The sequence below is a fragment of the Komagataeibacter xylinus NBRC 15237 genome (assembly GCF_001571345.1).
In the GTDB taxonomy this organism is placed as follows: Bacteria; Pseudomonadota; Alphaproteobacteria; order Acetobacterales; family Acetobacteraceae; genus Komagataeibacter; species Komagataeibacter xylinus.
This window is the reverse complement of the sequence record NZ_BCTP01000015.1, coordinates 1-25,101: the sequence shown is the minus strand read 5'-3', so window position 1 is coordinate 25,101 and position 25,101 is coordinate 1. Positions and strand designations below refer to the sequence as shown.

The following is a 25,101-nucleotide window of genomic DNA, read 5'->3' as shown; positions in this document are numbered from 1 at the left end:
TTTGATAATTTAGATTTGTATATCTGGGGAAAATCTAAAAAAAATCTCCTTTATTTATTTCAGATATTAAAAAATTTATCCAGCTTTGATTGTATGTGTAGTCTTTGTGGGCTTTATTGTAAACGCAGTATTTTTTATTTGTTTTTTCGGGATTTTTATCTTTTGATGAGGGTCTTATTTTATATTTTTTCCAAGCACGTGTATGAGAGTTCATATTGAATATAATTTTTACAGACTTTTGAACAGCTTCTTGGACTGGCTTGGCTTTGAATGGGTATAAGTCATCTGCAAGACGTTCGTGCAATAAAATATTATGGATTTCTTGTCCTGCGGAAGATGAGGGGTTCACAAAATGTACATTAGCTTCACTTTTGGAAACCTTGTCTAAGGTGTAAATAACCTTCAAGCGATATTCGATGTCTTCCTTATCAATAGGTACGTCTTTGTTTAAGCGAGCATCTAAAGCTAGAATACGTGGTGGAACATTGAAGTTTTGTATTGATGCAATCTGTGGAATTGATAGTTTCGCAAACTGCAATGCGAAAGAAAGATTCTTCTGAAGGGATACTTTTATTCCAAACCATGAAACTAATGTTGCGTCATAATTCAGGCAGCAAGCTTGGAAAATAGAATACCAATTGGCGTCACTATTCCCCGTGATACGATGTTCAACAGCGTCTCGGATTTCTTTGAGAGCTTCTAAATTTTTTATGATTCCGGTAGATAGTTTTAATTCTTGTTTTTTAATTAATACACAAAGAGTAGCAGTGCGACCGTGTTTATCTTCAAAGGGTACGTTATTGCGAGAACAATATTCATGAACTAGATACGTCCATGCGATGGTTGCATAAACTGAAAATCCTTCTGCTTTAAATTTTAGATGGGGAGTGTTGAAGAGATTAACAGCGAGAAACATTGCTTCACGAGATTTTATAATCCTTTCATCATCCACAATGTTCAGACCAGTTTGCAGGTCATATGAGTTTTTTTTGTAAAGGTAAGCTTCAACTTCTGCATCACTGGCTGGTGTGATAGTCGATGTCTTAACGGCTGAAATACGACCACTATTAACGGGTGCTTTTCGGCCTATGTTGATGGTATTCTGAATATCTTGCCCCGTTATGCCCCGATTTAATAAAGCTTTAACTATTCGCTTTTCTTCCGGTGTTAGAGAACCTCCAGTTTTTCCACGCATTTGATCCTCCGAAAATATTTAAGATTCAATGAAAAACAAAAAATTTAGCATTTCACTTTAGATGTAAAGAGAGACTTTATATCCCAATACTCAGGATATTTCACGCTTTCCGCAACTCTTTTGAGGTTCACAATATCCACATCATCGAAATAGACAGTGCTTCCGACTGACTTGTCGTGGCTTTCATGCCCAAGAAAGTCATCAATCCAGGATTCACGTAAGCCACCCACGCCATGCTCATGAATGTTCCTGAGTTTGGTCGAGACGTTATGCCGGAATGAATGGAACACCACGCTCTTGCCAATGCCCAGACGTGATTTGAACTTGCTGAAGTCTCTCTGGAAGTGAGCAGAGCGTTTATTGTCTTGCCCCTTAAAATCAAGGTCATGGAACAGGTAGTGACGTTTCTGGTTTGTCGCTCTTTGTGCAAGGTCTAGCAATCCGGCTTCCTGCAAGGCTGTGCAGATGGGAACGACACGTCTTCCGGCTTCGGTCTTCGCACTCCATTCAGTCCAGGGTTTGCCTTTAAGGGCAGGGTGGTCCTGCACCAGAATGCACGGAATACCTTGAATCTCCTGAATGTCCTGCGGTCTTAAACGGCAGATTTCTTCCAGTCGCATCCCTGTGTAAGACGCAATCCCCACAATCATGGACGCTGTCTTGTGGCTGATGGTGCCAAACTGCCAGGGCTGACCTGCAATGGCCTTTAAGTCGTTATCACTCCAGCGCACACGATTGGTTTTGGACTTTGTGTCAAACTGCCAGCCACCAGTGAACACGTTACGGTCCACAAGGTCACGCAGAAGGAAATGTTTCCAAAGCCCGGAAAGTTTGGTGAAATGGTTTTTGACTGATTTCCCGGAGATACGGGCCAGCTTGCGTTTCTTCGCATCAGCCACAAATTCCTGAACTGTCCGGGTGTCATTGCGCTGTTTGCCATAACTTTCCGGTAGCTGTTCCATCAGGGCTTTGAAATGCCCAACATCTGCCCCGGTATAGTCTCGCATGGGTTTATCCCCGCAGACCTCCAGAAAGCGTTTGAAGGTGCGTTCGTAGGATTTGACCACAGTGGATTTGACTGTGGTGTCCTTGCTTTCCAGGAAAATTTTAATCGCTTCTGAAAAGAGGGGAGAAGGCTTTTCCTTCGGAGCCAGAAAGGCTTTCATGTCCTTAATCTGGCTCTGGATATCTGTCAGGGCTGGAAGGCTGGCTTTGGTCTTTTTCAGGTCTGTGACAGTGCGCTCCAGCAGATTCACACTCTTACCAGTCAGTGTTCTGGCTTTCTCCAGCTTTTCCATCTGTTCCAGACTGTCCATGGAATGCCTGAGTTTCTGATGGTCATATTGCGTCTGGAGTTCTGCAATCCTGTGCTGATAGTCCTGAATAAGCAGGTCAAAGAGTTCCTGCACGTCTTCAGGGAGTTCATCCCTGATAAAATTTTCGTCTTCGCTGAGTTCTGTCTTGAGGTGCATTACGGAACGGAACAGCCTTTCGGTCTCTGCGAAAACTGCACACGCATATGGTTTGGCAACCTCGCGTTTGTTAGTGCCAAGGGAGAGCCATAGCTCCTTTTTGCCCACAATATCACGGATATGTGAAGGCACGGCCCTGCGGAAATGATACCCGGATTGGAGACGAATCAACATACAGACGGCTCATTTTGTAGAAGCCGATTGTAGAAGGTTCGGCTTTTATGGTTGTGGAAAGACCATAAAAGTCAATTAAATCAATATGTTATGAGTGGTGCGAACTGCGGGACTCGAACCCGCACGCCCAGTTACAGGCGCAAGATTTTAAGTCTCGTGCGTCTACCATTCCGCCAAGCTCGCTTATGCCGCCCTGTTTAGCATATACAGGGCGTAGCACAATCATCAGTCCTGATTTTATTGAATTGAGTTGTTGCCGCTCTATTCATAAATCGTAGCAGCCTGAATCAGTTTATAAAGACCAGCCCATGTAATGTGCAGGGCATCAGGCTGGTCAAAAAGCGTAATGCGTCCTTCAAAGCTTTTTGAAAAAAGCTTCGCCAAAAACTTCCCTATGATTTCTGGATTTTTGGCGGGCCAATTTTCCAGACAGTCTTTATCGGTTCCCTCCTGGCGTGCGCAACCTGCCGCGCCATAAGGGCGGGGCAGGCCGAAACCGCATTACTGCTGGAAGGCGCGCGCCAGCATGTTCTGCTTTTCAAGCGACACGGGCAGGGTGGTATTGGTCAGCGCAATGCCCTGCCAGCCCGCGCCGAGTGCGGTGTAAAGGTTGATCGCATCCTGCAGGCGCTCCAGTCGGGCCATGGCTTCGGCATTCTGGGCGTTCAGCGTGGTGCGTTCGGTCGTCAGCACTTCCAGGAAGCCCACAAGACCCGCCGCATACAGCTTGCGGGCGCGTTCGCTGGCCAGTGAGCTGTCTTCCGCAGCCTTGGCCAGCAGTTCGGTGTGTTCCTCATCATCATGCCAGGCGGCCATCGCATCTTCGACTTCCTTGAAGCCGTTCAGCACGGACTGCCGGTAGGCCAGGCGGCTTGCCTCGGCCGCAGCCTGCGCCATGCGGATCTGCGAGGTGTATTTGCCGCCATGCATCAGGGGCAGCGAGGCCATCATCAGGAACTGCCAGCTCATGCCCCCCATCTGGAACACCTGGTACATCGCCGATGCATTGGGGTTGAAGTTCAGCGGAATGGTGAAGTTGGGGTAAAGCTGGGCCACCGCCACGCCAATGCGCGCCGTGGCCTCGGCATAGGTGCGCTCGGCCTTGCGGATGTCGGGGCGGTTGGCAATGACCATCGATGGCAGGGTGGCGGGGAACTCCGGCACCGGCGGCAGCGGCTTGGCCACTTTCAGTTCCAGCTCCGACGTGCCCGGCATCTGGCCCATCAGCACGTCGATCGCATGGGTGATCTGGGAGATATGGGTCTTGAGCGGTTCGCGCGCGGCGGTCTGGGAATCCAGTTCCGCCTTGGCCTGCGCGATCTGCATGGTGTTGCCCACGCCTTCAAGATACAGCCGGTTGGTCAGGTCATAGGCGTCCTGCGCCACATGGATGTTGTTGTTGGCAATTTCCAGCCGCAACTGCTGGTCACGCAGCATCATGTAGTCGCCCGCAAGCTCCGACAGCATCATGACCATGACGCCACGACGGTCCTCGATCGATTCCTCGACCGCGCGGTTCTCGGCTTCCACCCCACGGCGGATGCGGCCGAACACGTCAATCTGCCAGCTTGCGCTGAACCCGTAGCCCAGATACGCGGCCTGGGGCTGGTTGGCCGCGCCCGCAGCCGAGCCGGGGCGCAGCGGCCAGTTATCGATATTGACCGAATAGCGGACATTACCGGCCGATGCCTGCGTATCAACCTGCGGATACCACTGCGATGCCTGCACATCGCGGATGGCGCGCTCGGCCATGATCCGCTGGCCCGCCACCTGCAGGTTGTAATTGCCGGCAATGGCCTTGTCGACCAGCTTGTCGAGTTCAGGATCCTTGAAGAGGTGCCACCACTCCTTGAGTTCCTTGTTGGTGTCCTCGATCTCCTCGGGGGTGGCGGTATGCTCGTCCTCGGTGAACTTGGCGGGAAGCTTCATCCGGTCCGGCTGGTAGCGCGGCCCCACCGTGCAACCGGCCAGGAAGATGGCCGATGTCAGGAACAGGCCGGTCCTGCGGGTAACTGAAGTAATGTTCATGATTGTGCCCGCGCCTTACAGGTGGTCTTGCAGCCATGTCGTCAGGCGGCCGCGCTGCGTGCGGGCCTGCGGGCCGACGCTGATCGTGGCCGTCATGCCGGCGGCGAGTGTCACGCTGTCGGGCACATGGTCAAGGTGGATACGGACCGGGATACGCTGTGCAAGCCGCACCCATGTGAAGATCGGGCTGACATCCTGCAGGCCAAGCCCGTCGGGGCGGCCGTTCTGGTCATTGATACCGCGCGCGATGCTGACCACGTGGCCGGGAATGATGTCCTTGTAGCCCATGAGCTTGACGCGCGCCTCGTCGCCCACATGCACGCCCCACATCTTGGTTTCCTCAAAGTAGCCGTTGACCCAGTAGGAGTCGGAGTCGATCACGGCCAGGCGGGCATGCCCCTCGGTCACGTAATCACCGATCCGCAGGTTGAGGTTGGTGATGTTGCCGTTGACGGGCGAATACAGGATGGAGCGCTGCAGGTTCAGCTTGGCCAGGTCAAGGGCCGCGCGCGCCGCATCGACCGAGGCGATCTGGGTTGCCACGTTCGAGTTGAATACTTCCTGCTCTTCCGCCGAGACAATGCCGCCAAGGCCCATGCGGCGGCGGGCGTCGTTCTGCTTGAGCTTGAGGTCTTCCAGCGCGCCATCGAGCCGGGCCTGCGCCTCGCGGATGGCAAGGCGGAAGCGCACGGGGTCAAGCACGAACAGAGGGTCGCCACGATGGACGTACTGGTTGTCCACCACGGGCAGTTGCACCACCGTGCCCGATACTTCCGGCGCCACGTCAACGACATAGACGCGGACACGCCCGTCACGCGTCCAGGGGGCAATCATGTAGGTGTCCCATAAAGTGATGCCCATGACGACGGCCATCGTCACGACCGCCAGGGTCAGGACCACACGGATCAGGGTGCGCAGGAGAGGCATGGGGATTCTCGAACCTTCTTGGGACAGTCAGATGTACAGGATCATCAGGCACAGGACGCAAGTGTATAGCGCGACCTCAAACAGGGCGAGATGCCAGAACCATTTCATTATGCCGCACCACCACAGCACCGAGCGCAACAGCATGGTGACAGGCAGGGCAGCGACGGCATAGACGACAATCGGTGCCATGAAGACACCGAAGAGGTTGAATTCGCTCAGCATCAGGCGGTTCTCATTCCGAACGGTCCCGTTGAAGGAGAAGCAGGTAGCGACACCCGGTGACAGACTCCGCGCCGCTGTGCCGCTATCTGTAGCCGACACGGCGGCGGGAAGAAACCGTCAATGGTGCCACAATGCAGGGACACGCCCCCGGCATGGGGTGGAAAAAGGGGAGGAAAGGGCAGGGGCATCACCGCATTGCCGCCGTCTGGGGGGGGAGGGCGGGTTTTTTATGCAGGTTGGCTTCGATCCGCTCGAAAACCGAATAGCAGGCCAGCAGTTCCGGTGAGGAAATGCCATGCAGCAGGCGGCTCGACACGGCTTCCACCGCGTGGCGCACCTGGCGTGCCGTGCGTTCGCCCTTTTCCGTCAGGCTGACGAGTTTCGAGCGTTTATCCTCATGGTCGGGGGAACGGAACACGAGGTCGCGGCGTTCCAGTACATCAAGCAGGCGGGCGACGGATGGGGCTTCGATTTCAAGCACGCGCACGAGGTCTGTCTGGCGCACGGGGGGCGGCAGCAGGCCAAGATACAGGACAGGCCGCCATGTCGCTTCGGTCAGGCCATATTCGCGCAGGTCGTGATCGACCTGCCGACGCCACGCAGCACCAAGCCGGGCGAGGCGGCGACCGAACGACAGTTCCTTCTTGTTGCGCTCCAGATCGGGCATCGGGCTCCGCCAGCGGGAACATACAGATATTAAGCATGCAAACCATTTGCGTGCTTAGTATGTCCGGAAGCTGCACGTTTCCAGAAAACGCGAATGTGAGCCAATGCAATTTCAGCATGGATACTATCTGGCAATGACGTGGATCATTGCCAGATAGTCCGTGTGCGGCGGTCTGCTGGCGTTATCTGCCGCGACCGGACAGGCTGCGCAGCAGCCCCCATACCGCCCGGAAGGTATGGCGCGTGAGCGGACCCGCCACCGTGGTGGCCACGGCGGACAGCGCCACGGTCTGCCGCAGTTCGTTCAGGGCGTGTTCGCGTGCGAATCGTACGCGGATTTCCTCTGGCGTCATGTAGGAGCGGCGGCCCATCACCAGGCCCATGAGCACCACCAGCACATCGGCCGCGAAGACCGTGGCCGCCGCGCCAAGGGCGCTGAAGCCCAGGGTCTGGTAACAGAAGGCCCATAGCAGCCCATGGCCTGAAATGACGGCAAAGAAGGCAAATATCGCTGCCACAACCAGGAATGCGGCCTGACGACCAAGACGGATCGCCATCAGTTTACGTAGGGTCAGTTCCCCTTCAATGATGGTTTTACCGATTTCGCCTATTCTCATGATGCTCGCATGTCCTCTGGTTACGGCAGGCTAGAATGCCTTATTTCGTTGCGCGGCCAAGAAAATAGCCGATCACCGAGAAAATGGCGATAGCCACAAACGAACGAGCGCGTGAGCCGCCTTTTTTGGGCGCATGCTCTTCCAGGCTTTCACGGGCGTGGCCCGCCAGCTTCTCGGCCTTGCCCGCCACGTCATGCAGCGCCTGTTTGCCATGCGTGTGCAGCAGGGTTTCGATGTGGCTTTTCAGGGCCTGCAGGTCTTCGTGGGTCACGTTCTTGATGGTGTCCGTGGTCTTGCTCATTGTCGTTTCCTTTTTAGGGCGGGTGAAGCGGATAATCCTCTGGCAAGGAGGTAACCATTGCTTATAACGCTTTATCCCCCCAGTCAGGTTTCTGTTATCGCATGTCTCCTTTCTCCATACGGCTGGTTGCAAGCGCGCTGGCCGCCTCTCCCGGCGCGCCGGGCCTGTCCTTTTCGGCTGCTGCCGGGGCGTGCCTGGCCATTGTCAATGAGCAGGCGGCGTGCCTGAGCACGGTTGCCGACCTGCTTGCGGGCCATGTGTCGGCAGGGGCCGGGCAGGTCATGATCGATGGCGTGGATGTCACGGCCTTCCCGCCCGAGGCCCGTCCGTGCACGCTGGTTGGCTGGCGTGACCCGCTGTTCGCGCATATGAGCGTGCAGGCCAATCTTGCCTTCGGGCTGCGGGCGCGGGGCATGGAGTCGCAGGCGGCGATGGCGCGGGTGCGCGGCGTGCTGGCCCTGCTCGGGCTTGACGGGCTGGAGCAGGCCCGCCCGGCAATGCTGCCCCCCGAGCAGGCGCTGCGCGTCATGCTGGGCCGCGCCCTTGTGTTCGAGCCGCCCGTGCTGGTGCTTGAAGATGTCTTTGCGCCGCTGCCTGCTGCCAGTCGCCGCGCCATGCGCCGCCTTGTCGCCCGTCTCGTCCGCGCGCGCGGGCTGTGCGTGGTGCTGCTGACCCGCGCGCGTGATGATGCCCTGCTGCTTGGCGATACGATCGCCTGCATGCACGGCATGGACGTGTTGCAGGTGGGCACGGCGCGCGACCTGTTCGAGCGCCCCGCCTGTGACCGCGTGGCCACCGAATTTGGTGATGTCAATGCCCTGACCGTGCGCGTGGCCAGCGTGGAGGATGACGTGGCGCTGGCCCACCTGCCCGGCGGCCTGCCGGTCGAGGCCATGGCCATGCCCGGTGTCGCGGCGGACCACCTGGCCACATTGTGCATCCGCCCCGACCGGGTGGCCGTGATGTTTCCCTCCCGCCCCGGCATGACGGGGGCCGACCCTGACGAGCCGCCCCTGCTCGCGGCCACGCTGACCGACCTGCGCCAGATGGGCGACCATGTGCTGCTGCGCCTGCGGCTGGAAAACGGGGCGGAACTGCTCGTGCGCCGCCCGCCCACTGCCGCCCTGCAGCGCGTGGCGCCGGGGCAGGCGGCGGTGCTGGCGTGGCAGCCCGCGCAGGCAATGGCCTTTCCGTTCCGGGGTGAAATGGAGTAGCGTCCGCCATCTTCCGCCCCCGCCCGAAAGGCTGTTTCCCACCCGTGTTCCAGATTGTGTCCCGCCGTTCCCTCAGCGCCATCCTGCCCGGCCTGCTCGTGGCCCTGACTGCCCTGCCCGTGCCGGTGGCTGGCGTGCAGGCGGCCGCCCGCATCCACCACGGCCCCGCGCTGGTGGTGGCCAGCACGGAGCCACAGCTCGCTCCGGCGCAGGATGTCGCGTTTTTCCAGCCTTTCAGGCAGGCCACGGGGCAGTCCGTTACGCGCAGGGCCTGGACGGGCGCCCTGCCGGACCTCGAGTCCCATGGGGTGCAGGCCGGGGGGAGCGCCAGCGCCTGGTCGCTGGTTTTTGCCGAGGATACGACCATCCGCGCCGCCTGCATGCAGGGCCTTGTGGTGCATCTGGCAGGCAGCGCCACCAACCCCGATGGCTGCGGCGCGCCGGGGCTGGCAACACAGGTCGTGGTGGCATGGGACCAGACATGGCGTGACAGCGCGCCGCGATGGAATGATTTCTGGGATATCGTGCGCTTTCCGGGCAAGCGCGGCCTGCGGCGCGACCCGCGCACCACGCTCGAGATCGCGCTGCTGGCTGATGGCGTGCCGCCCGCCCAGGTTTATGGCCAGCTCGCCACGCCGCAGGGCGTTGACCGCGCCTTTCGCAAGCTCAGCCAGTTGCGTCCTTATATAACGTGGTGGTCCACCCCCAATGAGGCCGCAAGCCTCCTGTCACGCAAGCAGGTGCTCATGGGCAGCGCGCCGCGTGAGGCTGTGGACAGCCTCGCCACGCGCGGGGAGCCGGGGCGGATTGGCATCAATGCCGACATGGCGCTGTCCTATGACCTGTCATGGGCGGTAGTAGCGGGACAGTCCGCCGAGCGGCTGGGCCGGTCGCGCGACCTGCTGCATTTCATTGTCCAGCCAGACCGGCAGGCCGCTTTCGTGGGGGCAGCACCCGCAGGGCCGTCCACCCCGGCCCATCCGGCGGCCCTACTGCCCGTTGATGTGCAGTTCTGGCAGGTGAATTACGCCCCCCTGTCCCGGCGGTTTGCGTTATGGCTGCGCAAGGCGGGTTGATGCTGCCCCGCCTTGCCACCCACCCGCTCGGCGCGCTGGTGGCCGATGGGTGCGGCACCGCGCTGGGGCTTTGGCTGGCCTGCGTGCTGGTGCTGGGGGCGCAGGCCATTATGCATCGGGCCTGGCCCGCGCGGTGCGTGGTGCTGCGTGGCCTCATGCTGGCCCTCATGCTGCCGGGGCTGGCGCTGGCGCTGCTGTGGCCGGGCCTTGCGGGGCAGGGTGGCGGCATGGGGAGCGTGGCGCAGGGAGCGTTTGTGGCGCCCGCGGCCCTGTGGCCGCTGCTGCGCGTGCTTGATGCCGTGCCGCCCGGCCTGTCGCGCACGGCGCGCGGACTTGGCGCCGGGGCGCAGGCACGGCTGCGCCTGCTGTGGCTGCCCCTGCTGGCGGCCCCGGTGGCGGGGGTGGGTGTGTTCTGCGCGGTGATGACCGTGCTGTGCGCCATGGCGGCGGCGGCACTGCAATGAAAATATACGGATGCGATATGGCAGGACGACATCATGACCGATGAGACCCCTCCTTTCTGGGAGACGACGCCGCTGGCGCAGATGACCCGCGCGCAGTGGGAATCACTGTGCGATGGCTGCGGGCGGTGCTGCCTGCACAAGTTGCGCGAGGACGAGACGGACGAGGTGCTGTTTACCGATGTCGCCTGCCGCCTGCTCGACACCACCACCTGCCTGTGCACCGATTACGCCCACCGCCATCGCCGCGTGCAGGACTGCATCAGCCTGACGGCGGAAATGCTGGCCGATATCGACTGGCTGCCGCCTACCTGCGGTTACGTGCTGGTGCGCGATGGCGAGCCGCTACCCTGGTGGCACCCGCTGGTGTCCGGCACGCACGAGACGGTGCATGAGGCGGGCATATCGGTCAGTGGCCGGGCCATCAGCGAGCGCCGCGCGGGCCTGCTGGAAGACCACATCATCGACTGGCCCGGCGAGGCCCCGAAGGATGCATTCTGCCGCACCCGCCCGCGCGGGCGCTGATGGCGCAGGGCGCGGGGCAGGATAACGGGCTGGAGAGCGTGCCCATCGCATCGGGGTCGGTTCCGGTGCGCTGGCGTGTCTCGGCGCGGGCGCGGCGGATTTCCATGCGCATCGACCCCGTGGCGGGGCATGTGGTCATGACCCTGCCGCGCGCGGCCCGCAGGGCGGATGGGCTGGCCCTGCTGCGCGCCCATTCCGGCTGGGTCGCGGCCGGTCTTGCACGCCTGCCGCCTGCCGCCGAGCTGCGCCATGGCGGGCATGTGCTGCTTGATGGCCAGAGCCGCGAGATCGTGCACTGCCCCGAGGCCCGGCGGGGTGCGTGGCTGGAAGAAGGCCGCCTGCATGTGAGCGGTGCGGCCGAGTTCATCTCCCGGCGCGTCATGGCCTATCTGCGCGCGCAGGCGCAGGTGCTGCTGCCCGCGCGGCTGCGCCTTCAGGCCGAAGCCAGTGGCCTGCGCCCCACCCAGCTCAGGCTGCGCGATACGAAAAGCCGCTGGGGCAGTTGCTCATCCGATGGCAGCATCATGCTGTGCTGGCGGCTGGTCATGGCCCCGCAGGAGGTGCAGCATTACATCATCGCCCATGAACTCGCCCATCTGCGGCACATGAATCACGGGCCGGATTTCTGGCTGCTGGTCGATCAGCTTACCCCCCATCGCCGCCAGGCCGAGAAATGGCTGCGGGCCAACGGGGCGAGCCTGCACCGGCTGGTTGGGTAAAAGGGAACGGATCAAAGTTTTTGGGCGCCGCCTTTTTTCAAAAAGGCGGCGTTCTTTCGAAGCTTTTTGCAAAAAGCTTCGCCAAAAACTTTTATCATTCAGGCCGTAAACTGTTCGGCGATGATCCGTTCCGACAGGCTCTGCCCGGGGTCGAACAGCACGGTGGTGTGCAGCTCGCGTGCCTCGCTGATCTCGACGGAAATGACATCGCGCACTTCGGTAAAATCCGCCACGGCGGCGACGGGGCGCTTGTCGGTTTCCAGAATGTCAAAGCGCACCCGCGCGGTGGAGGGCAGCAGCGCGCCACGCCACCGGCGCGGGCGGAAGGCGCTGATGGGGGTCAGCGGCAGCAGATTGGCCGAGAGCGGCACGATCGGCCCGTGGGCCGAGAGGTTGTAGGCGGTCGAGCCTGCGGGGGTGGAGATCAGCACGCCATCGCAGATCAGTTCGGGCAGGCGCACGCGCCCGTCCACCCCGATGCGGATCTTGGCGGCCTGCCGGGTCTGGCGGAACAGGAATACATCATTGAGGGCAAGGGCATGCACGCACTGGCCATCCATGGTGGTGGCCTGCATGCGCAGCGGGTGCAGGATGGCCACCTGGGCTGCGGCAAGGCGGGCGGGCAGGTCATCAGGTACGGCGGGGTTCATCAGGAAGCCCACCGTGCCGCAGTTGATGCCGTAAACCGGCAGTGTGCGCCCAAGGGTGGTGTGCAGCGTTTCCAGCATGAAGCCATCGCCACCGAGGCAGATCAGGGCGTCCGCCTCCTCGGGCGGGCACTGGCCGTACTGGTCCACCAGCCGTTTGCGCCATATTCCGGCACTCTCGTTGGGGGCGGCGGCGAAGCACAGTTTTGTGGGAATGTACCCATCGGCCCAGCCGGGGTACGACATGTCGGTCATGGAGTGTGGATGGACAGGCGGTGATGTGCCATGACCGGCATGCGCGCGCGCGTGCTGTCAATCACGCCACGTTCGATGCGCGCGGTGCTCCATCCCGGCCCATCCGAGACCTGGGCCACGATGGTGCCCCACGGGTCGATGATCATGGAATGGCCATAGGTGCGGCGCGGCTGGCCGGCGGCATCGGTGTGGGTGCCGGTGGTGCCGCAGGCCACCATCCAGCACTGGGTCTCTATGGCGCGGGCGCGCAGCAGCGTCTCCCAATGGGCCAGACCGGTCTCTACGGTAAAGGCGGCGGGCACCAGCAGCACGTTGGCGCCGCGCGCGCGCAGCGCATGGAACAGCGCGGGAAAGCGGATGTCGTAGCAGATGGCAAGCCCGGCGGTGAGATCGGGTGAAAGCGGGGCGGTCACGATGTCGGAGCCGGGCCCGTAGGTATCGCTCTCGCGGTAGCCCTCGCCGCCGGGGGTGGTGACGTCAAACAGGTGGATCTTGCGGTAGCGCGCGACCTCGTGGCCCTGCGGGTTGAACACAAGGGCGGTGTTGAACAGCTTCTCCCCATGTCGCTCGCCAATCGAGCCACCATGCACGCTCACGCCATGCGCGCGCGCAATGCCGGACAGGAAGCGGTACAGCGGCCCCGCCTCGCCCGTGCCATCGGGGGCGGGCAGCACTTCGGCTGCGGCGAATTTCATGTCGCGCGTGCCGCCAAGGCAGCTCCACATCTCGGGCAGCACCACGAGGTCGGGCTTGTCGGCGGTGATGGCGGCGGTGATGAGGGCGCGGGCGGTATCGATATTCTCGGGCGCGGAGGCGCCAGGCGCCATCTGGATGACGGTGGTGCGCATCTGGGCTGGTACTCCGTAGGCAGTGCCGCGTGACCATAGGACAGGCGGCACGCCCCTAGCAACCGGCACGCAGGCCTGCCGCACTGTTAAAAGGGGGCGTGGCGCGATAGGATGGCCTCTGGTTCAATATTGAAAAATCAATGGCACATTCCTCATCTTCCCGAACGGTCATCTTCGCGGCCCTTGGCGGCAACCTGCTGGTGGCGGCCACCAAATTTGGCGCGGCCTTCCTGACCGGCAGCGCCTCCATGCTCAGCGAGGCCATCCACTCCCTGATCGATACCGGCAACCAGGGCCTGCTGCTCGTGGGCATGAAGCGCGCGACCCGCCCGGCCACGGCCACGCACCCGTTCGGCTACGGGCTGGAGCTGTATTTCTGGACCTTTGTGGTGGCGCTGCTCATCTTTGGCCTGGGCGCCGGGGTCTCGCTCTATGAGGGGATCATCCACATCATCCACCCGCAGCCGGTGGCGCATGTGCTGGTCAATTACGCCGTGCTGGTGGCGAGCATCGTGTTTGAAGGCTCGGTGTGGCTGATGGCGCTGCGGGCCTTCCGCAAGGAGGGCAAGGGCCGGCGCGGCTGGGTCGAGGCCGTGCAGATGAGCAAGGACCCCACCGTGTTTACCGTCCTGTTCGAGGATACGGCGGCGCTGAGCGGGCTGTTCGTGGCCCTGCTGGGCAATGTCCTGGCCGAGTGGCTGGACATGCCGGTGCTCGATGGCGTGGCCTCCATCCTCATTGCCTTCATTCTGGCCGTGACGGCGGCCTTCCTCGCACGCGAATCCCAGTCGCTGCTGACGGGCGAAGGGGTTGCGCCGGAAGTGCTGCGCGCCCTGCGCACCATGGCGCTGGGGGCGGACGGGGTCGAGCGGCTGAACGAGATCCGCTCCATGCATTTCGGCCCGCGCGACGTGCTGGTGGTGATCAGCCTCGATTTTCGCAACGACATGACGGCAGGGCAGGTCGAGATCGTGGTCAGCACGCTCGAGCGCCAGATCAAGCAGGCCTACCCCGAGGTCACGCGCGTGTTCATCGAGGCGCAGGACAGCCGTGGCCAGCCCGCCGCCACCGCCGCCCGCGGCACGGTCGTTACGCCGTGACGAATTCCGCCGCCCGGTAGCCCTGCGCGAAGAGCAGGCTGCGCAGCGTGGTGGCGTTGACCTGGTTGCTGATCTCGCGCCGCACGGCAGGCTTGGCGTGGAAGGCGATGCCAAGCCCCGCAACCCGCAGCATGGCCAGGTCGTTTGCGCCATCGCCGGTGGCCAGCGCATCCGCCACGCTCACGCCCTGAGCCGCGACAAGACGCCGCAGGTGCGCAAGCTTGGCATCCGGACCTAAAATGGGCTGGCCCACCGCGCCGGTCAGGCTCTCGCCTGCGGCAAGCAGGGTGTTGGCATGGTTTTCATCAAAGCCGCACAGTTTTGCCACCCGGCTGGTAAAGAACGTGAACCCGCCAGACACCAGCGCCGTGCGCGCGCCACCCGCCCCCATGGTGCGCACCAGTTCGATTGCCCCCGTGTTGAGCTTTACGTCCTTCCACGCTTTTTCCAGCAAGGTCACGGGCAGGCCGCGCAGCAGGGCCACGCGCTCGCGCAGGGCAGCCTCGAATTCGATCTCGCCATTCATGGAGCGGCGCGTGATCTCGGCAATCTTCTCGCCAATGCCGGCATGGGCCGCGATGTCGTCCAGCGTTTCGCAACTGACAATGGTGCTGTCCATGTCGGCCACCAGCACGCGCTTGCGGCGGTTGCCAGCGGGCGTTACCAGCACGTCGATATGGCCCTTGGCAAAAACGGCGCGCAGGGCGGCGATATCGGGAGCGGTGCAGGCCATCTCGACCGCTTCCCCTTCCGACAGGGTCACGGGGGCGGCAGCGCGGGCAAGGTCGCGCGCGGTCGCGATATCGATCGCCGTGAGCGATGTGGCGTCACGGTTGGCCACCAGTACAAGGGTATGGGCGTGGGAAGGGGAATCAGCCATGGGGTCCGGGGTCAGTGAAAAGGATGAAACAATGACACGCCCCCCTTCAGGGCAGGCGCGCGTGGCGCTAATCGTGGCGGGTCCGACCTGTTCGGGCAAGTCCGCACTCGCGCTGGCTCTGGCGCGGCATGTGGGCGGCACCATCATCAACACCGATTCGATGCAGGTTTACCGCGACCTGCGCATTCTCACCGCCCGCCCCACCGTGGCGGAGGAAGCCTGCGTGCCCCATGCGCTGTACGGCGTGCTGCCCGCTGCGTGCAATGGCTCGGTGGCGTGGTGGCGCGAGCAGGCGCTGGTGGCGGCGCAGAGCGCGTGGAATGCCGGGCGCGTGCCGATATTCTGTGGTGGCACGGGCATGTATTTCCGCGCCCTGACCGATGGGCTGGCTGATATTCCCCAGCCGCCACCCGCCATCCGCGAACGCGCGCGCGCCCTGCTGGCCGAACTTGGCGCCCCCGCCCTGCATGCCCGCCTGCAGCAGCTTGACCCCGAAACCGCCGCCACCCTGCGCCCCAATGATGGCCAGCGCCTGGCCCGCGCGTGGGAGGTGCATGCCGCCACCGGCCATGGCATGGCGTGGTGGCGGCGAGAGGCCGTGCTGCCCGGGCTTGATGCCCGCTTCATCGCCATAAGGCTGCACCCCGCGCGTGACGGGCTGCGCGCGGCCATTGCCCGGCGCTTCCACGCCATGCTCGGGCAGGGCGCCATGGCGGAGGTGGAAGCCCTGCTGGCACAAAACCTGCCGCCCGACCTGCCCGCCATGCGTGCCCATGGCGTGCCCGAACTGGCCGCCGTGCTGCGCGGTGAGATGACGCGGGCGGATGCGGCGGCGCGCGCCATTCAGTTGACCGGGCAATACACCAAGCGGCAGGCCACATGGTTTGCCCATCACCCGTGTGCTGCCCCGGCGGACACCTTTTTATATGAAAAACGATTCGAAAAAGACGAAGCTGCGCAACAAATGGAAAGGGTGGGCGATAAAATCATTTCTTTTGTTATTAAACGCATTGACGCGGGCCAAGGCTTTCCGTAAACCCGGGCCGGGATTTCGCCTGATCAGGGCTGGCCGGATTGTTCTGGCCACCAGTGGCGAAGGAGCAGGACCATGAACACAGCATCGCACCAGACCGACCTGAAGCCTCACGCAGCGGGCACGGATACATCCGTGCTCAGCGGCGCGGAAGTGCTTCTGCGCGTGCTGGCCGAGCAGGGGGTCGAGGTTATTTTCGGCTATCCCGGTGGCGCGGTCCTGCCGATTTATGATGCCATTTTCCGCCAGGATGCGATTCGCCACGTTCTGGTCCGCCACGAGCAGGCCGCCGTGCATGCGGCGGAAGCCTATGCCCGCTCGACCGGCAAGGTGGGCGTGGTGCTCGTCACCAGCGGGCCGGGTGCCACCAATACCGTGACCGGCCTGCTTGATGCCATGCTGGACTCGATTCCGGTGGTCTGCTTCTCGGGTCAGGTCGGCGTGCCGCTGATCGGCACCGATGCCTTCCAGGAGGCGGACACGACCGGCATCACGCGCCCGGCCACCAAATACAACTACCTCATCCGTCGCGCGGAAGATGTGGCGCCCTGCGTGCACGAGGCCTTTCATATCGCGCGCAGCGGTCGCCCCGGCCCGGTGCTCGTTGACCTGCCCAAGAACCTGATGGTCGGCCCCGCGCCCTATAGCGAGGCCCCGCGCGTGCCGCATCCCTCCTACCGCCCGCAGACCGAGCCGGGCCGGGAGGTGATTGCCCGCGCCGTGGCCGCCATGAAGGGCGCGCGCCGCCCGCTGTTCTATACGGGTGGCGGCATCATCAATGCCGGGCCGGAGGCATCAGCCGCCCTGCGCAAACTGGTGGAAAAGACGGGCTTTCCGTGCACCTCCACGCTGATGGGGCTGGGGTCGATGCCCGCGGGCGACCGGCGCTTCCTGGGCATGCTGGGCATGCATGGCACGTACGAAGCCAACATGGCCACTCATGGCTGCGACGTGCTGATCGCCCTTGGCTCGCGCTTTGATGACCGCGTGACCGGCAGGCTCGATGCGTTCTCGCCCGGCTCGTTCAAGATCCATGCCGATATCGACCCCAGCCAGATCAACAAGATCGTGCCGGTTGACGTGGGCATCGTGGGTGATGCGCGGCGCGTGATCGAGATGATGCTCGAAGAGTGGGAGTGCACCCCCGCCAATACCCGCCAGCCCATCGACATGGCGCAGTGGTGGCACCAGATCAACGAATGGCGCAAGACCGACAGCCTCGGCTTCGTGCAGGACAGGGCGCCCGGGGCCATCATCCGCCCGCAATACACCATCCGCCGCCTGCATGAACTCGTCACCGCCACCGGGCGCGATACCTATGTCTCGACCGAGGTGGGGCAGCACCAGATGTGGGCGGCCCAGCATTTCGGCTTTGACAGACCCAATCGCTGGCTGACATCGGGCGGGCTTGGCACCATGGGCTACGGGCTGCCCGCCGCCGTGGGCGCGCAGATCGCCCACCCCGATGCGCTGGTGATCGACATCGCGGGCGAAGCCTCGACGCTGATGAACATCCAGGAACTGTCCACCATCGCGCAGTACCGTCTGCCGGTTAAGGTGTTCATCCTGAACAACCAGTATATGGGCATGGTGCGCCAGTGGCAGGAACTGCTGCATGACTCGCGCTATTCCGAGAGCTACAGCGCGGCCCTGCCCGATTTCGTGAAGCTTGCGGAAAGCTTTCATGGCAAGGGGCTGCGCGCGACCTGCGTGGGCGAGCTTGATGGCGTGATTGCCGAGATGCTGGCCCATCCCGGTCCGGTGGTGGCGGACATATGCGTGGCGCAGGATGAAAACTGCTATCCCATGATCCCCTCGGGGGCGGCGCATAACCAGATGCTCCTCGGCCCCGATCAGGATGACGAGATCAGCGCCGAAGGCCGCATGCTGGTCTGATCTTGCGCCTGCCTGCGGCGGTTGTGCCGCAGGTTTCTCTGTCCTTTCCTGCCGCCCCTGCTCCTGCAGGGCGGCGCCCCAAGCAGTCAGGAAACACATCATGACCACGCAGCAGGAGAGCCCGGTCTCCGCGGTCATTTCCATTCAGGTCGAGAACGAAAGCGGCGCGCTCGCCCGCGTGATCGGCCTGTTCTCAGGTCGTGGATACAATATCGAGAGCCTGACCGTGGCCGCGGTGGATGAAACCCGCCGCCAGTCGCGCATCAATATCGTCACCACCGCGACCCCGCATGTGCTGGGCCAGATCCGCGCGCAGGTGGAGCGGCTGGTGCCGGTGTACCGCGTGGCGGTCATGACCGGGCGCGAGCCGCACGTGGCGCGCGAGATGGCGCTCGTCAAGGTCATTGCCAGCGGCGAGCGCCGGGCCGACGCGCTGCGCATTGCGCAGGCCTTTCGCGCCCACCCGGTTGATGCCTCGGCCACCTCGTTCGTCTTTGAGCTGACCGGCGCGTCCGACAAGCTTGATGCCTTCATCGACCTCATGCGTCCCCTCGGCCTGGCCGAGGTCTCGCGCACGGGCATTGCCGCCATCGCCCGTGGGGCGGCAATCCTGTAAGGGTCGCGTTTTTTACTTTATCCGTTTTTTCATTCCCCAAGGAGCAAGACCATGCGCGTCTATTATGATCGCGATGCCGACGTGAACCTGATCAAGAGCAAGAAGGTTGCCATCATCGGCTACGGCAGCCAGGGCCATGCCCATGCCAACAACCTGAAGGATTCCGGCGTGACCGACATCGTTGTCGGCCTGCGCCCCGAATCAAAGGCCGTTGCCAAGGCCGAGGCCGCAGGCTTCAAGGTCATGAACCCCGCCGATGCCGCCAAGTGGGCCGATGTGGTGATGGTGCTGACGCCTGATGAAGGCCAGGGCGCGCTGTACAAGGAATCGCTTGAGAAGAACCTCAAGCAGGGTGCGGCCCTTGCCTTCGCGCATGGCCTGGCCATTCACTTCCGCATCATCGAGGCGCGTCCCGACCTTGATGTGTTCCTGATCGCGCCTAAGGGCCCCGGCCACACCGTGCGCTCGGAATACCAGAAGGGTGGTGGCGTGCCGTCGCTGGTGGCCGTGGCGCAGAACGCCTCGGGCAATGCGCTTGAAATCGCGCTGTCCTATGCTTCCGCCAATGGCGGTGGCCGTGCGGGCATTATCGAGACCACCTTCAAGGAAGAGGTCGAGACCGACCTGTTCGGCGAGCAGGCCGTGCTGTGCGGTGGCCTTGTCGAGCTGATCCGCGCGGGTTTCGAGACGCTGGTTGAGGCCGGTTATGCGCCGGAAATGGCCTATTTCGAGTGCCTGCACGAAATGAAGCTGATCGTCGACCTGATCTATGAAGGCGGCATCGCGAACATGAACTACTCCATCTCCAACACCGCGGAGTATGGTGAATACGTGTCCGGCCCGCGCGTGATCACGCCGGAAACCAAGGTCGAGATGAAGAAGATCCTGACCGACATCCAGGACGGCACCTTCGTGCGCAACTTCATCCTGGAAAACCAGTCCGGCAACATCGGCTTCAAGGCCACCCGTGCGCATAACAATGAGCACCAGATCGAGAAAGTGGGCGAGAAGCTGCGCGGCATGATGTCGTGGATCGGCAAGAACAAGCTGGTCGACAAGGCCCGCAACTGATCTGCGTAAAATAACGGCGGCACCTGTCGCCACCGTATTTTCAGCGCCAGCCGGAGTGTTCCGGCTGGCGTTTTTTTTATGTCCGCTTTCATGGGGCTGCCCCGCATTTGCCGTGACACGACCGGGCACGGGTGCCACCATGCGCGCCGGTATGAACAGCAGGAGCGCCGTATCGTGACGGAGTACGTAATTCCCCCCTACACCCTTCCTGTCGTGCCAGTGGAGGGGAGTGCGGGCGTCTTTCCTGTCAGGCGGATATGGTGCGTGGGGCAGAACTATGCCGCCCATGCGCGCGAGATGGGCAGCAACCCCGAGCGCTCCGAACCCTTCTTTTTTGCCAAGCCCGGTGATGCGGTGGTGCCCGGCGGGGGGCTGCTGCCTTTTCCCGTCAGCACGGCCGACCTGCATCATGAGGTGGAGCTTGTCGTCGCCATCGGGCGCGAGGGGGCTGACATTGAGGTGGAGAAGGCGCTCTCGCACGTCTATGGCTACGCGGTAGGGCTGGACATGACCCGGCGCGACCTGCAGGCCGCCGCCAAGAAGGCAGGCCGCCCGTGGGCGCTGGCCAAGGGGTTTGACCAGTCCTGTCCCATTTCCGCCATGGTGCCCGCCGCGCGCATTGGCCACCCCGAAAGCGGGGCCATTGCCCTGAGCGTCAATGGCGAGCAGCGCCAGAAAGGCGACCTGATGGAGATGATCTGGTCCGTGCCCGAAATCATTGCCTGCCTCAGCCGTTTCGTCACCCTTGCGCCGGGCGACCTGATCATGACCGGCACGCCCTCGGGCGTGGGGCCGGTCAGGCGGGGCGATGTGATGCATGCCACCTGTGCCGGGGTGGGCGAACTGAACGTGACCTATACCGGCTGAAGCCTGCCGTATGTGGCGCCTGTCATCATGAAAGTTTCCGGGTGCCGCCTTTTTTCAGGAAGGCGGCGTTCTTTTCAAAGCTTTTTGAAAAACGCTTCACCAAAAACTTTTCATTATTGGCGTAATGCCACGTGACAGGCGCTTTACAGGCATTATGGGAAGGAAAAGAGATGCAATACCGTAAGCTTGGCCGTTCGGGCCTCAGAATTTCAGCCTTCACGCTGGGCACCATGACCTTTGGCGGCAAGGGTGATTTCGCCAAGACCGGCGATACCGATCTTGCAGGCGCTCGCCGCCAGCTTGACCTGTGCATCGAAGCCGGGATCAACATGTTCGATACGGCGGATATCTATTCAGCGGGCGTGTCGGAGGAAATACTGGGTGCTGCGCTGAAAGGCCGCAGCGATGACATCATGGTCACCACCAAGGCCCGTTTTACCATGGGCAAGGGGGCCAATGATGCCGGGCTGTCGCGCTATCACCTCATCCGCGCGTGCGAGGCCAGCCTCAGGCGGCTGGGGCGCGACCATATCGACCTGTATTACCTGCATGAATGGGATGGCCAGACCCCGCTTGATGAAACGCTGGAAGCGCTCGATACCCTGACCCGCGCGGGCAAGATCCGTTATACCGGGGTGTCCAACTTCTCGGCCTGGCACCTGATGAAGGCGCTGTCGGTGGCCGAGCGCGACCGGCTGATCGCCCCCGTGGCGCAGCAGATCTACTACTCCCTGCAAGCGCGCGAGGCGGAATATGAACTGCTGCCGCTTTCGCTCGATCAGGGCATTGGCGTGCAGGTCTGGAGCCCCATGGCTGGTGGCCTGCTTTCGGGCAAGTACCGCCGCGGCAGGCCACAGCCCGCAGGCACGCGCCAGATCGAGAAATGGGGCGAGCCGCCGGTTCATGACATTGAAAAACTCTACGATGTGGTGGAAGTGCTCGTGAGCATTGCCGAGGCCCGTAACATTTCCGCAGCCCAGGTGGCGCTGGCCTGGGTGGCGCAGCGGCCGGCCATTACCTCCATCGTCATCGGCGCGCGCACCGAGGCGCAGCTTGTCGATAACCTAAAGGCCGCCGACCTTGTGCTGAGTGCTGAAGACATCAGCCGCCTTGATGCAGCAAGCGCGCCCCCGCTGCTCTATCCCTACTGGCATCAGGCCAGTAATGCGTCCGACCGGCTGTCAGCCGCCGACCTGCTGCTGCTTGGTCCGGCGGTGGCGGCCAAGGCTGGTAAGCCAGAATAATAAACAGAAGTTTTCGGGTGCCGCCATTTTTCAAAAAGGCGGCGTTCTTCTGAAGCTTTTAAAAAAAGCTTCACCAAAAACTTCTTTGTTATTGATAATTTTTTGCGGGGGCAGATTTGCATCCTGCATCAATCGTCCATGACCGGTGCAGGGTCTCTTCATAACGTCCCGGGCGAATGGCCGTTACGCCGATAAGGCACGGCAAGCTTGATCTGGATCAAGGTTGCGGACCCTGCGCCAATGGTCAGCTAACCCCATGATCAGACACGGCAGGGAAGCAAGGAAACTGGCGACCGGCATCTTGTAATAACATCGGCTGGATCCCATCTGGAATCCAGCGCCTTGCCGTTGCCTGTTGAGGGACGGCGCAAAGGCAGAACCATCATTGTCGCCTGATTGAAAGGGACGAAGAAACATATGAACATCGAAAAATTCACGGAACGTTCGCGCGGTTTCCTGCAGGCTGCCCAGACCATCGCCATGCGCGACTACAACCAGCAGCTTACGCCCGAGCACCTGCTCAAGGCCCTGCTTGATGATGACCAGGGCGCCGCTTCTGCCCTGATCCGCGCCGCAGGCGGTGACGTGCCCGCCATTACCAGCGCCAACGAGGCCGCTCTTGCCAAACTGCCAAAGGTGCAGGGCAGCGGCGCAGGCCAGCCCAGCGCCACGGGTGAACTGGTGCGCGTGCTTGATGCCGCCGAGCAGGCCGCGCAGAAGGCGGGTGACGGTTTTGTAGCGCAGGACCGGCTTCTGGCCGCCATCGCCGCATCCGAAACGCCTGCCGGTCAGGCCCTGCGTGCGGGTGGTGCTACGCCCCAGGCGCTGGAAAAAGCCATTGCCACCATCCGCAAGGGACGCACCGTGGATAGCGAAAACGCTGAAGCCAATTTTGACGCGCTGAAGAAATATGCCCGCGACGTGACCGAGGTCGCCCTTCAGGGCAAGCTTGACCCGGTCATCGGCCGCGATGAGGAAATCCGCCGCGCCATTCAGGTGCTGGCGCGCCGCAGCAAGAACAACCCGGTCCTGATCGGTGAGCCGGGCGTGGGCAAGACCGCCATTGTTGAAGGGCTGGCCCAGCGTATTGTCAATGGCGACGTGCCCGAGGCGCTCAAGAACAAGAAGCTGCTCTCGCTCGACATGGGCGCGCTGGTCGCGGGTGCCAAGTTCCGTGGCGAGTTTGAGGAACGCCTGAAAGCCGTGCTCAAGGAGATCGAGTCCGCCGAGGGCCAGGTCATCCTGTTCATCGATGAGATGCATACCCTTGTGGGTGCAGGCCGCAGCGATGGCGCGATGGATGCCTCCAACCTCATCAAGCCCGAACTCGCCCGTGGCGTGCTGCACTGCATCGGCGCCACCACGCTTGATGAATACCGCAAGTATATCGAGAAGGACGCGGCCCTCGCCCGGCGCTTCCAGCCGGTCTATGTAGGCGAGCCGACGGTGGCCGACACCATCTCCATCCTGCGTGGCATCAAGGAGAAATACGAACTCCATCACGGTATCCGTATTTCCGATGGTGCGCTGGTGGCGGCGGCAACGCTGTCCAATCGCTACATCACCGATCGCTTCCTGCCGGACAAGGCGATTGACCTTGTTGATGAGGCCGCAAGCCGCCTGCGCATGCAGATTGACAGCAAGCCCGAGGAACTCGATGAACTCGACCGCCGCCTGATCCAGCTCAAGATCGAGCGCGAAGCCATCCGCAAGGAAGACGACGCGGCGAGCAAGGAGCGTCTGGTCAAGCTGGAAGCCGAACTGTCGGAACTGCAGGAAAAATCCGATGCGCTGACCGCCGCCTGGCATGCTGAAAAGGACCGCGTGAACGCGGTGCAGAAGCTGCAGGAGGAAATGGACCAGATCCGCTCGGATATCGAGATCGCCCAGCGCAAGGGTGACCTCGCCCGGGCATCGGAGCTGATGTACAGCCGCCTGCCGCAGCTTCAGGCTCAGATTGCCAAGGCGCAGGAAGAGGCTGACCAGATCAGCAAGGGCGATGGCATGGTCAGCGATACCGTGACCGATCAGGGCATCGCCGCCGTGGTCTCGCGCTGGACCGGCGTGCCGGTGGACCGCATGCTTGAAGGCGAGCGCGCCAAGCTGTTGCGCATGGAAGATGAACTGCGCAAGAGCGTGGTGGGGCAGGAACCAGCCCTCAAGGCCGTCTCCAACGCCGTGCGCCGTGCGCGTGCCGGGTTGCAGGACCCCAACCGCCCCATCGGCTCGTTCCTGTTCCTTGGTCCGACGGGCGTGGGCAAGACCGAGCTGTGCAAGGCGCTGGCCCGCTTCCTATTCGATGACGAGAAGGCCCTGCTGCGCATCGACATGAGCGAGTTCATGGAGAAGCATGCCGTCTCGCGGCTCGTCGGTGCGCCTCCTGGTTATGTCGGCTACGAGGAAGGCGGCGTGCTGACCGAGGCCGTCCGCCGCAGGCCCTATCAGGTCATCCTGTTCGATGAGGTCGAGAAGGCGCATGAGGATGTGTTCAACATCCTGCTGCAGGTGCTCGATGATGGCCGCCTGACCGATGGGCAGGGACGCACGGTTGACTTCCGCAACACCCTGATCGTGCTGACCAGTAACCTCGGCTCCGACGTGCTGGCCCATCTGCCTGATGGTGAATCGGTTGATAGCGTGCGGCCCGAGGTCATGCAGGTGGTGCGCAACCACTTCCGGCCCGAGTTCCTCAACCGTCTGGACGAGATCATCCTGTTCTCCCGCCTGCAGAAAGCGGATATGGGCAAGATCGTGGAAATCCAGATCGGTCGCCTGCGCAAGCTGCTTGCCGAGCGCAACATCGCGCTCCGCCTGGACAAGGGCGGCGAGATCTGGCTGGCGAATGAGGGCTATGACCCGGTCTATGGTGCGCGTCCGCTCAAGCGCGTGATCCAGCGCGCCCTGCAGAACCCGCTGGCAGGCCTGCTGCTTGAAGGCACCATCCATGACGGTGAAACCGTGACCGTTGATGCGAAGGATGATCGCCTGACCATCAATGGCACCGAGGTCGAGGCCGACTGATACCGGCGCACATTACCGGACTGGGA

The 25,101-nt window shown here is 62.0% G+C and carries 24 protein-coding genes and 1 tRNA gene; 13 read left to right on the top strand and 12 right to left on the bottom strand.

Annotated elements, in window-relative coordinates; all coding sequences use genetic code 11:
- Positions 1–34: 34 nt before the first annotated feature.
- The 9 genes from GXY01S_RS18050 to GXY01S_RS07920 form a co-directional block, all read right to left on the bottom strand.
- Complete coding sequence (locus GXY01S_RS18050) at positions 35–1,195, bottom strand: DUF3644 domain-containing protein (RefSeq protein ID WP_146222743.1); 1,161 nt, start codon at positions 1,193–1,195, stop codon at positions 35–37.
- Between the two features lie 44 nt (positions 1,196–1,239).
- Positions 1,240–2,841, bottom strand: coding sequence for a DUF6538 domain-containing protein (locus GXY01S_RS07955; RefSeq protein ID WP_061273877.1), 1,602 nt, complete (start codon positions 2,839–2,841; stop codon positions 1,240–1,242).
- Positions 2,842–2,936: 95 nt separating this feature from the next.
- A tRNA-Leu gene (locus GXY01S_RS07950) sits at positions 2,937–3,024 on the bottom strand.
- Positions 3,025–3,342: 318 nt separating this feature from the next.
- The gene (locus GXY01S_RS07945; protein WP_061273875.1) at positions 3,343–4,869 is read right to left on the bottom strand and encodes an efflux transporter outer membrane subunit; all 1,527 of its coding nucleotides are present in this window, start codon (positions 4,867–4,869) and stop codon (positions 3,343–3,345) included.
- Between the two features lie 15 nt (positions 4,870–4,884).
- Entirely contained in the window at positions 4,885–5,796 is a 912-nt protein-coding gene (locus GXY01S_RS07940) for an HlyD family efflux transporter periplasmic adaptor subunit (protein WP_061273873.1), read from the bottom strand.
- Positions 5,797–5,823: 27 nt separating this feature from the next.
- Positions 5,824–6,018, bottom strand: a complete 195-nt coding sequence (locus GXY01S_RS07935) for a DUF1656 domain-containing protein (RefSeq protein ID WP_061273872.1) — start codon at positions 6,016–6,018, stop codon at positions 5,824–5,826.
- Between the two features lie 187 nt (positions 6,019–6,205).
- The gene (locus GXY01S_RS07930; protein ID WP_061273870.1) at positions 6,206–6,685 is read right to left on the bottom strand and encodes a MarR family winged helix-turn-helix transcriptional regulator; all 480 of its coding nucleotides are present in this window, start codon (positions 6,683–6,685) and stop codon (positions 6,206–6,208) included.
- 181 nt (positions 6,686–6,866) lie between these two features.
- The gene (locus tag GXY01S_RS07925) at positions 6,867–7,301 is read right to left on the bottom strand and encodes a hypothetical protein (RefSeq protein ID WP_061273868.1); all 435 of its coding nucleotides are present in this window, start codon (positions 7,299–7,301) and stop codon (positions 6,867–6,869) included.
- Between the two features lie 40 nt (positions 7,302–7,341).
- Positions 7,342–7,602, bottom strand: coding sequence for a hypothetical protein (locus GXY01S_RS07920; protein WP_061273866.1), 261 nt, complete (start codon positions 7,600–7,602; stop codon positions 7,342–7,344).
- 101 nt (positions 7,603–7,703) lie between these two features.
- Between GXY01S_RS07920 and GXY01S_RS07915 the strand changes: the two genes are divergently transcribed.
- Genes GXY01S_RS07915 through GXY01S_RS07895 form a run of 5 tightly spaced genes read left to right on the top strand, consistent with a single transcriptional unit; the run spans position 7,704 to position 11,597 of the window.
- Positions 7,704–8,816 carry an ABC transporter ATP-binding protein gene (locus GXY01S_RS07915; RefSeq protein WP_061273865.1) on the top strand — a complete coding sequence of 371 codons (1,113 nt, stop codon included), beginning with the start codon at positions 7,704–7,706 and terminating at the stop codon, positions 8,814–8,816.
- A 44-nt stretch (positions 8,817–8,860) separates the two neighbouring features.
- Complete coding sequence (locus GXY01S_RS07910; RefSeq protein ID WP_061273863.1) at positions 8,861–9,892, top strand: extracellular solute-binding protein; 1,032 nt, start codon at positions 8,861–8,863, stop codon at positions 9,890–9,892.
- A complete protein-coding gene (locus GXY01S_RS07905) occupies positions 9,892–10,356 on the top strand; it encodes a hypothetical protein (protein WP_174520930.1) in 465 nt (154 codons plus the stop codon). The genes GXY01S_RS07910 and GXY01S_RS07905 overlap by 1 nt, the downstream gene beginning before the upstream one ends.
- A 33-nt stretch (positions 10,357–10,389) precedes the next feature.
- Entirely contained in the window at positions 10,390–10,878 is a 489-nt protein-coding gene (locus GXY01S_RS07900; protein WP_061273859.1) for a YcgN family cysteine cluster protein, read from the top strand.
- On the top strand, positions 10,878–11,597 hold the full coding sequence (locus tag GXY01S_RS07895) for a M48 family metallopeptidase (RefSeq protein ID WP_061273857.1): 720 nt from the start codon (positions 10,878–10,880) through the stop codon (positions 11,595–11,597). The genes GXY01S_RS07900 and GXY01S_RS07895 overlap by 1 nt, the downstream gene beginning before the upstream one ends.
- A 98-nt stretch (positions 11,598–11,695) precedes the next feature.
- On the opposite strand, the gene GXY01S_RS07890 is transcribed toward GXY01S_RS07895, so the two are convergent.
- Positions 11,696–12,499, bottom strand: a complete 804-nt coding sequence (locus GXY01S_RS07890) for an NAD kinase (RefSeq protein WP_061273855.1) — start codon at positions 12,497–12,499, stop codon at positions 11,696–11,698.
- A complete protein-coding gene (locus GXY01S_RS07885) occupies positions 12,496–13,347 on the bottom strand; it encodes a carbon-nitrogen hydrolase family protein (protein ID WP_061273853.1) in 852 nt (283 codons plus the stop codon). Before GXY01S_RS07885 ends, GXY01S_RS07890 begins: the two co-directional genes overlap by 4 nt.
- Positions 13,348–13,487: 140 nt before the next feature.
- Between GXY01S_RS07885 and GXY01S_RS07880 the strand changes: the two genes are divergently transcribed.
- Positions 13,488–14,447: a cation diffusion facilitator family transporter gene (locus GXY01S_RS07880; protein ID WP_061273851.1), complete on the top strand. Its 960-nt coding sequence runs from the start codon at positions 13,488–13,490 to the stop codon at positions 14,445–14,447.
- Here the strand turns inward: GXY01S_RS07880 and serB are convergent.
- Positions 14,437–15,327 (bottom strand): phosphoserine phosphatase SerB, encoded by an 891-nt coding sequence (gene serB / locus GXY01S_RS07875; RefSeq protein ID WP_061273849.1) that lies wholly within the window; start codon positions 15,325–15,327, stop codon positions 14,437–14,439. The genes GXY01S_RS07880 and serB overlap by 11 nt on opposite strands.
- A gap of 31 nt (positions 15,328–15,358) precedes the next feature.
- Between serB and miaA the strand changes: the two genes are divergently transcribed.
- The 7 genes from miaA (at position 15,359) to clpB (ending at position 25,075) form a co-directional block, all read left to right on the top strand.
- Positions 15,359–16,363 carry a tRNA (adenosine(37)-N6)-dimethylallyltransferase MiaA gene (gene miaA, locus GXY01S_RS07870; RefSeq protein WP_061273954.1) on the top strand — a complete coding sequence of 335 codons (1,005 nt, stop codon included), beginning with the start codon at positions 15,359–15,361 and terminating at the stop codon, positions 16,361–16,363.
- A gap of 72 nt (positions 16,364–16,435) precedes the next feature.
- Entirely contained in the window at positions 16,436–18,256 is a 1,821-nt protein-coding gene (gene ilvB / locus GXY01S_RS07865; protein WP_061273847.1) for a biosynthetic-type acetolactate synthase large subunit, read from the top strand.
- 100 nt (positions 18,257–18,356) lie between these two features.
- On the top strand, positions 18,357–18,872 hold the full coding sequence (gene ilvN, locus GXY01S_RS07860) for an acetolactate synthase small subunit (protein WP_061273845.1): 516 nt from the start codon (positions 18,357–18,359) through the stop codon (positions 18,870–18,872).
- Between the two features lie 51 nt (positions 18,873–18,923).
- Positions 18,924–19,943, top strand: coding sequence for a ketol-acid reductoisomerase (gene ilvC / locus GXY01S_RS07855; protein ID WP_061273843.1), 1,020 nt, complete (start codon positions 18,924–18,926; stop codon positions 19,941–19,943).
- Between the two features lie 90 nt (positions 19,944–20,033).
- Entirely contained in the window at positions 20,034–20,810 is a 777-nt protein-coding gene (locus GXY01S_RS07850) for a fumarylacetoacetate hydrolase family protein (RefSeq protein ID WP_061273952.1), read from the top strand.
- A gap of 170 nt (positions 20,811–20,980) precedes the next feature.
- A complete protein-coding gene (locus GXY01S_RS07845) occupies positions 20,981–22,054 on the top strand; it encodes an aldo/keto reductase (RefSeq protein WP_061273841.1) in 1,074 nt (357 codons plus the stop codon).
- 417 nt (positions 22,055–22,471) lie between these two features.
- Complete coding sequence (clpB, locus tag GXY01S_RS07840; protein WP_061273839.1) at positions 22,472–25,075, top strand: ATP-dependent chaperone ClpB; 2,604 nt, start codon at positions 22,472–22,474, stop codon at positions 25,073–25,075.
- The last annotated feature ends 26 nt before the right edge of the window (positions 25,076–25,101 follow it).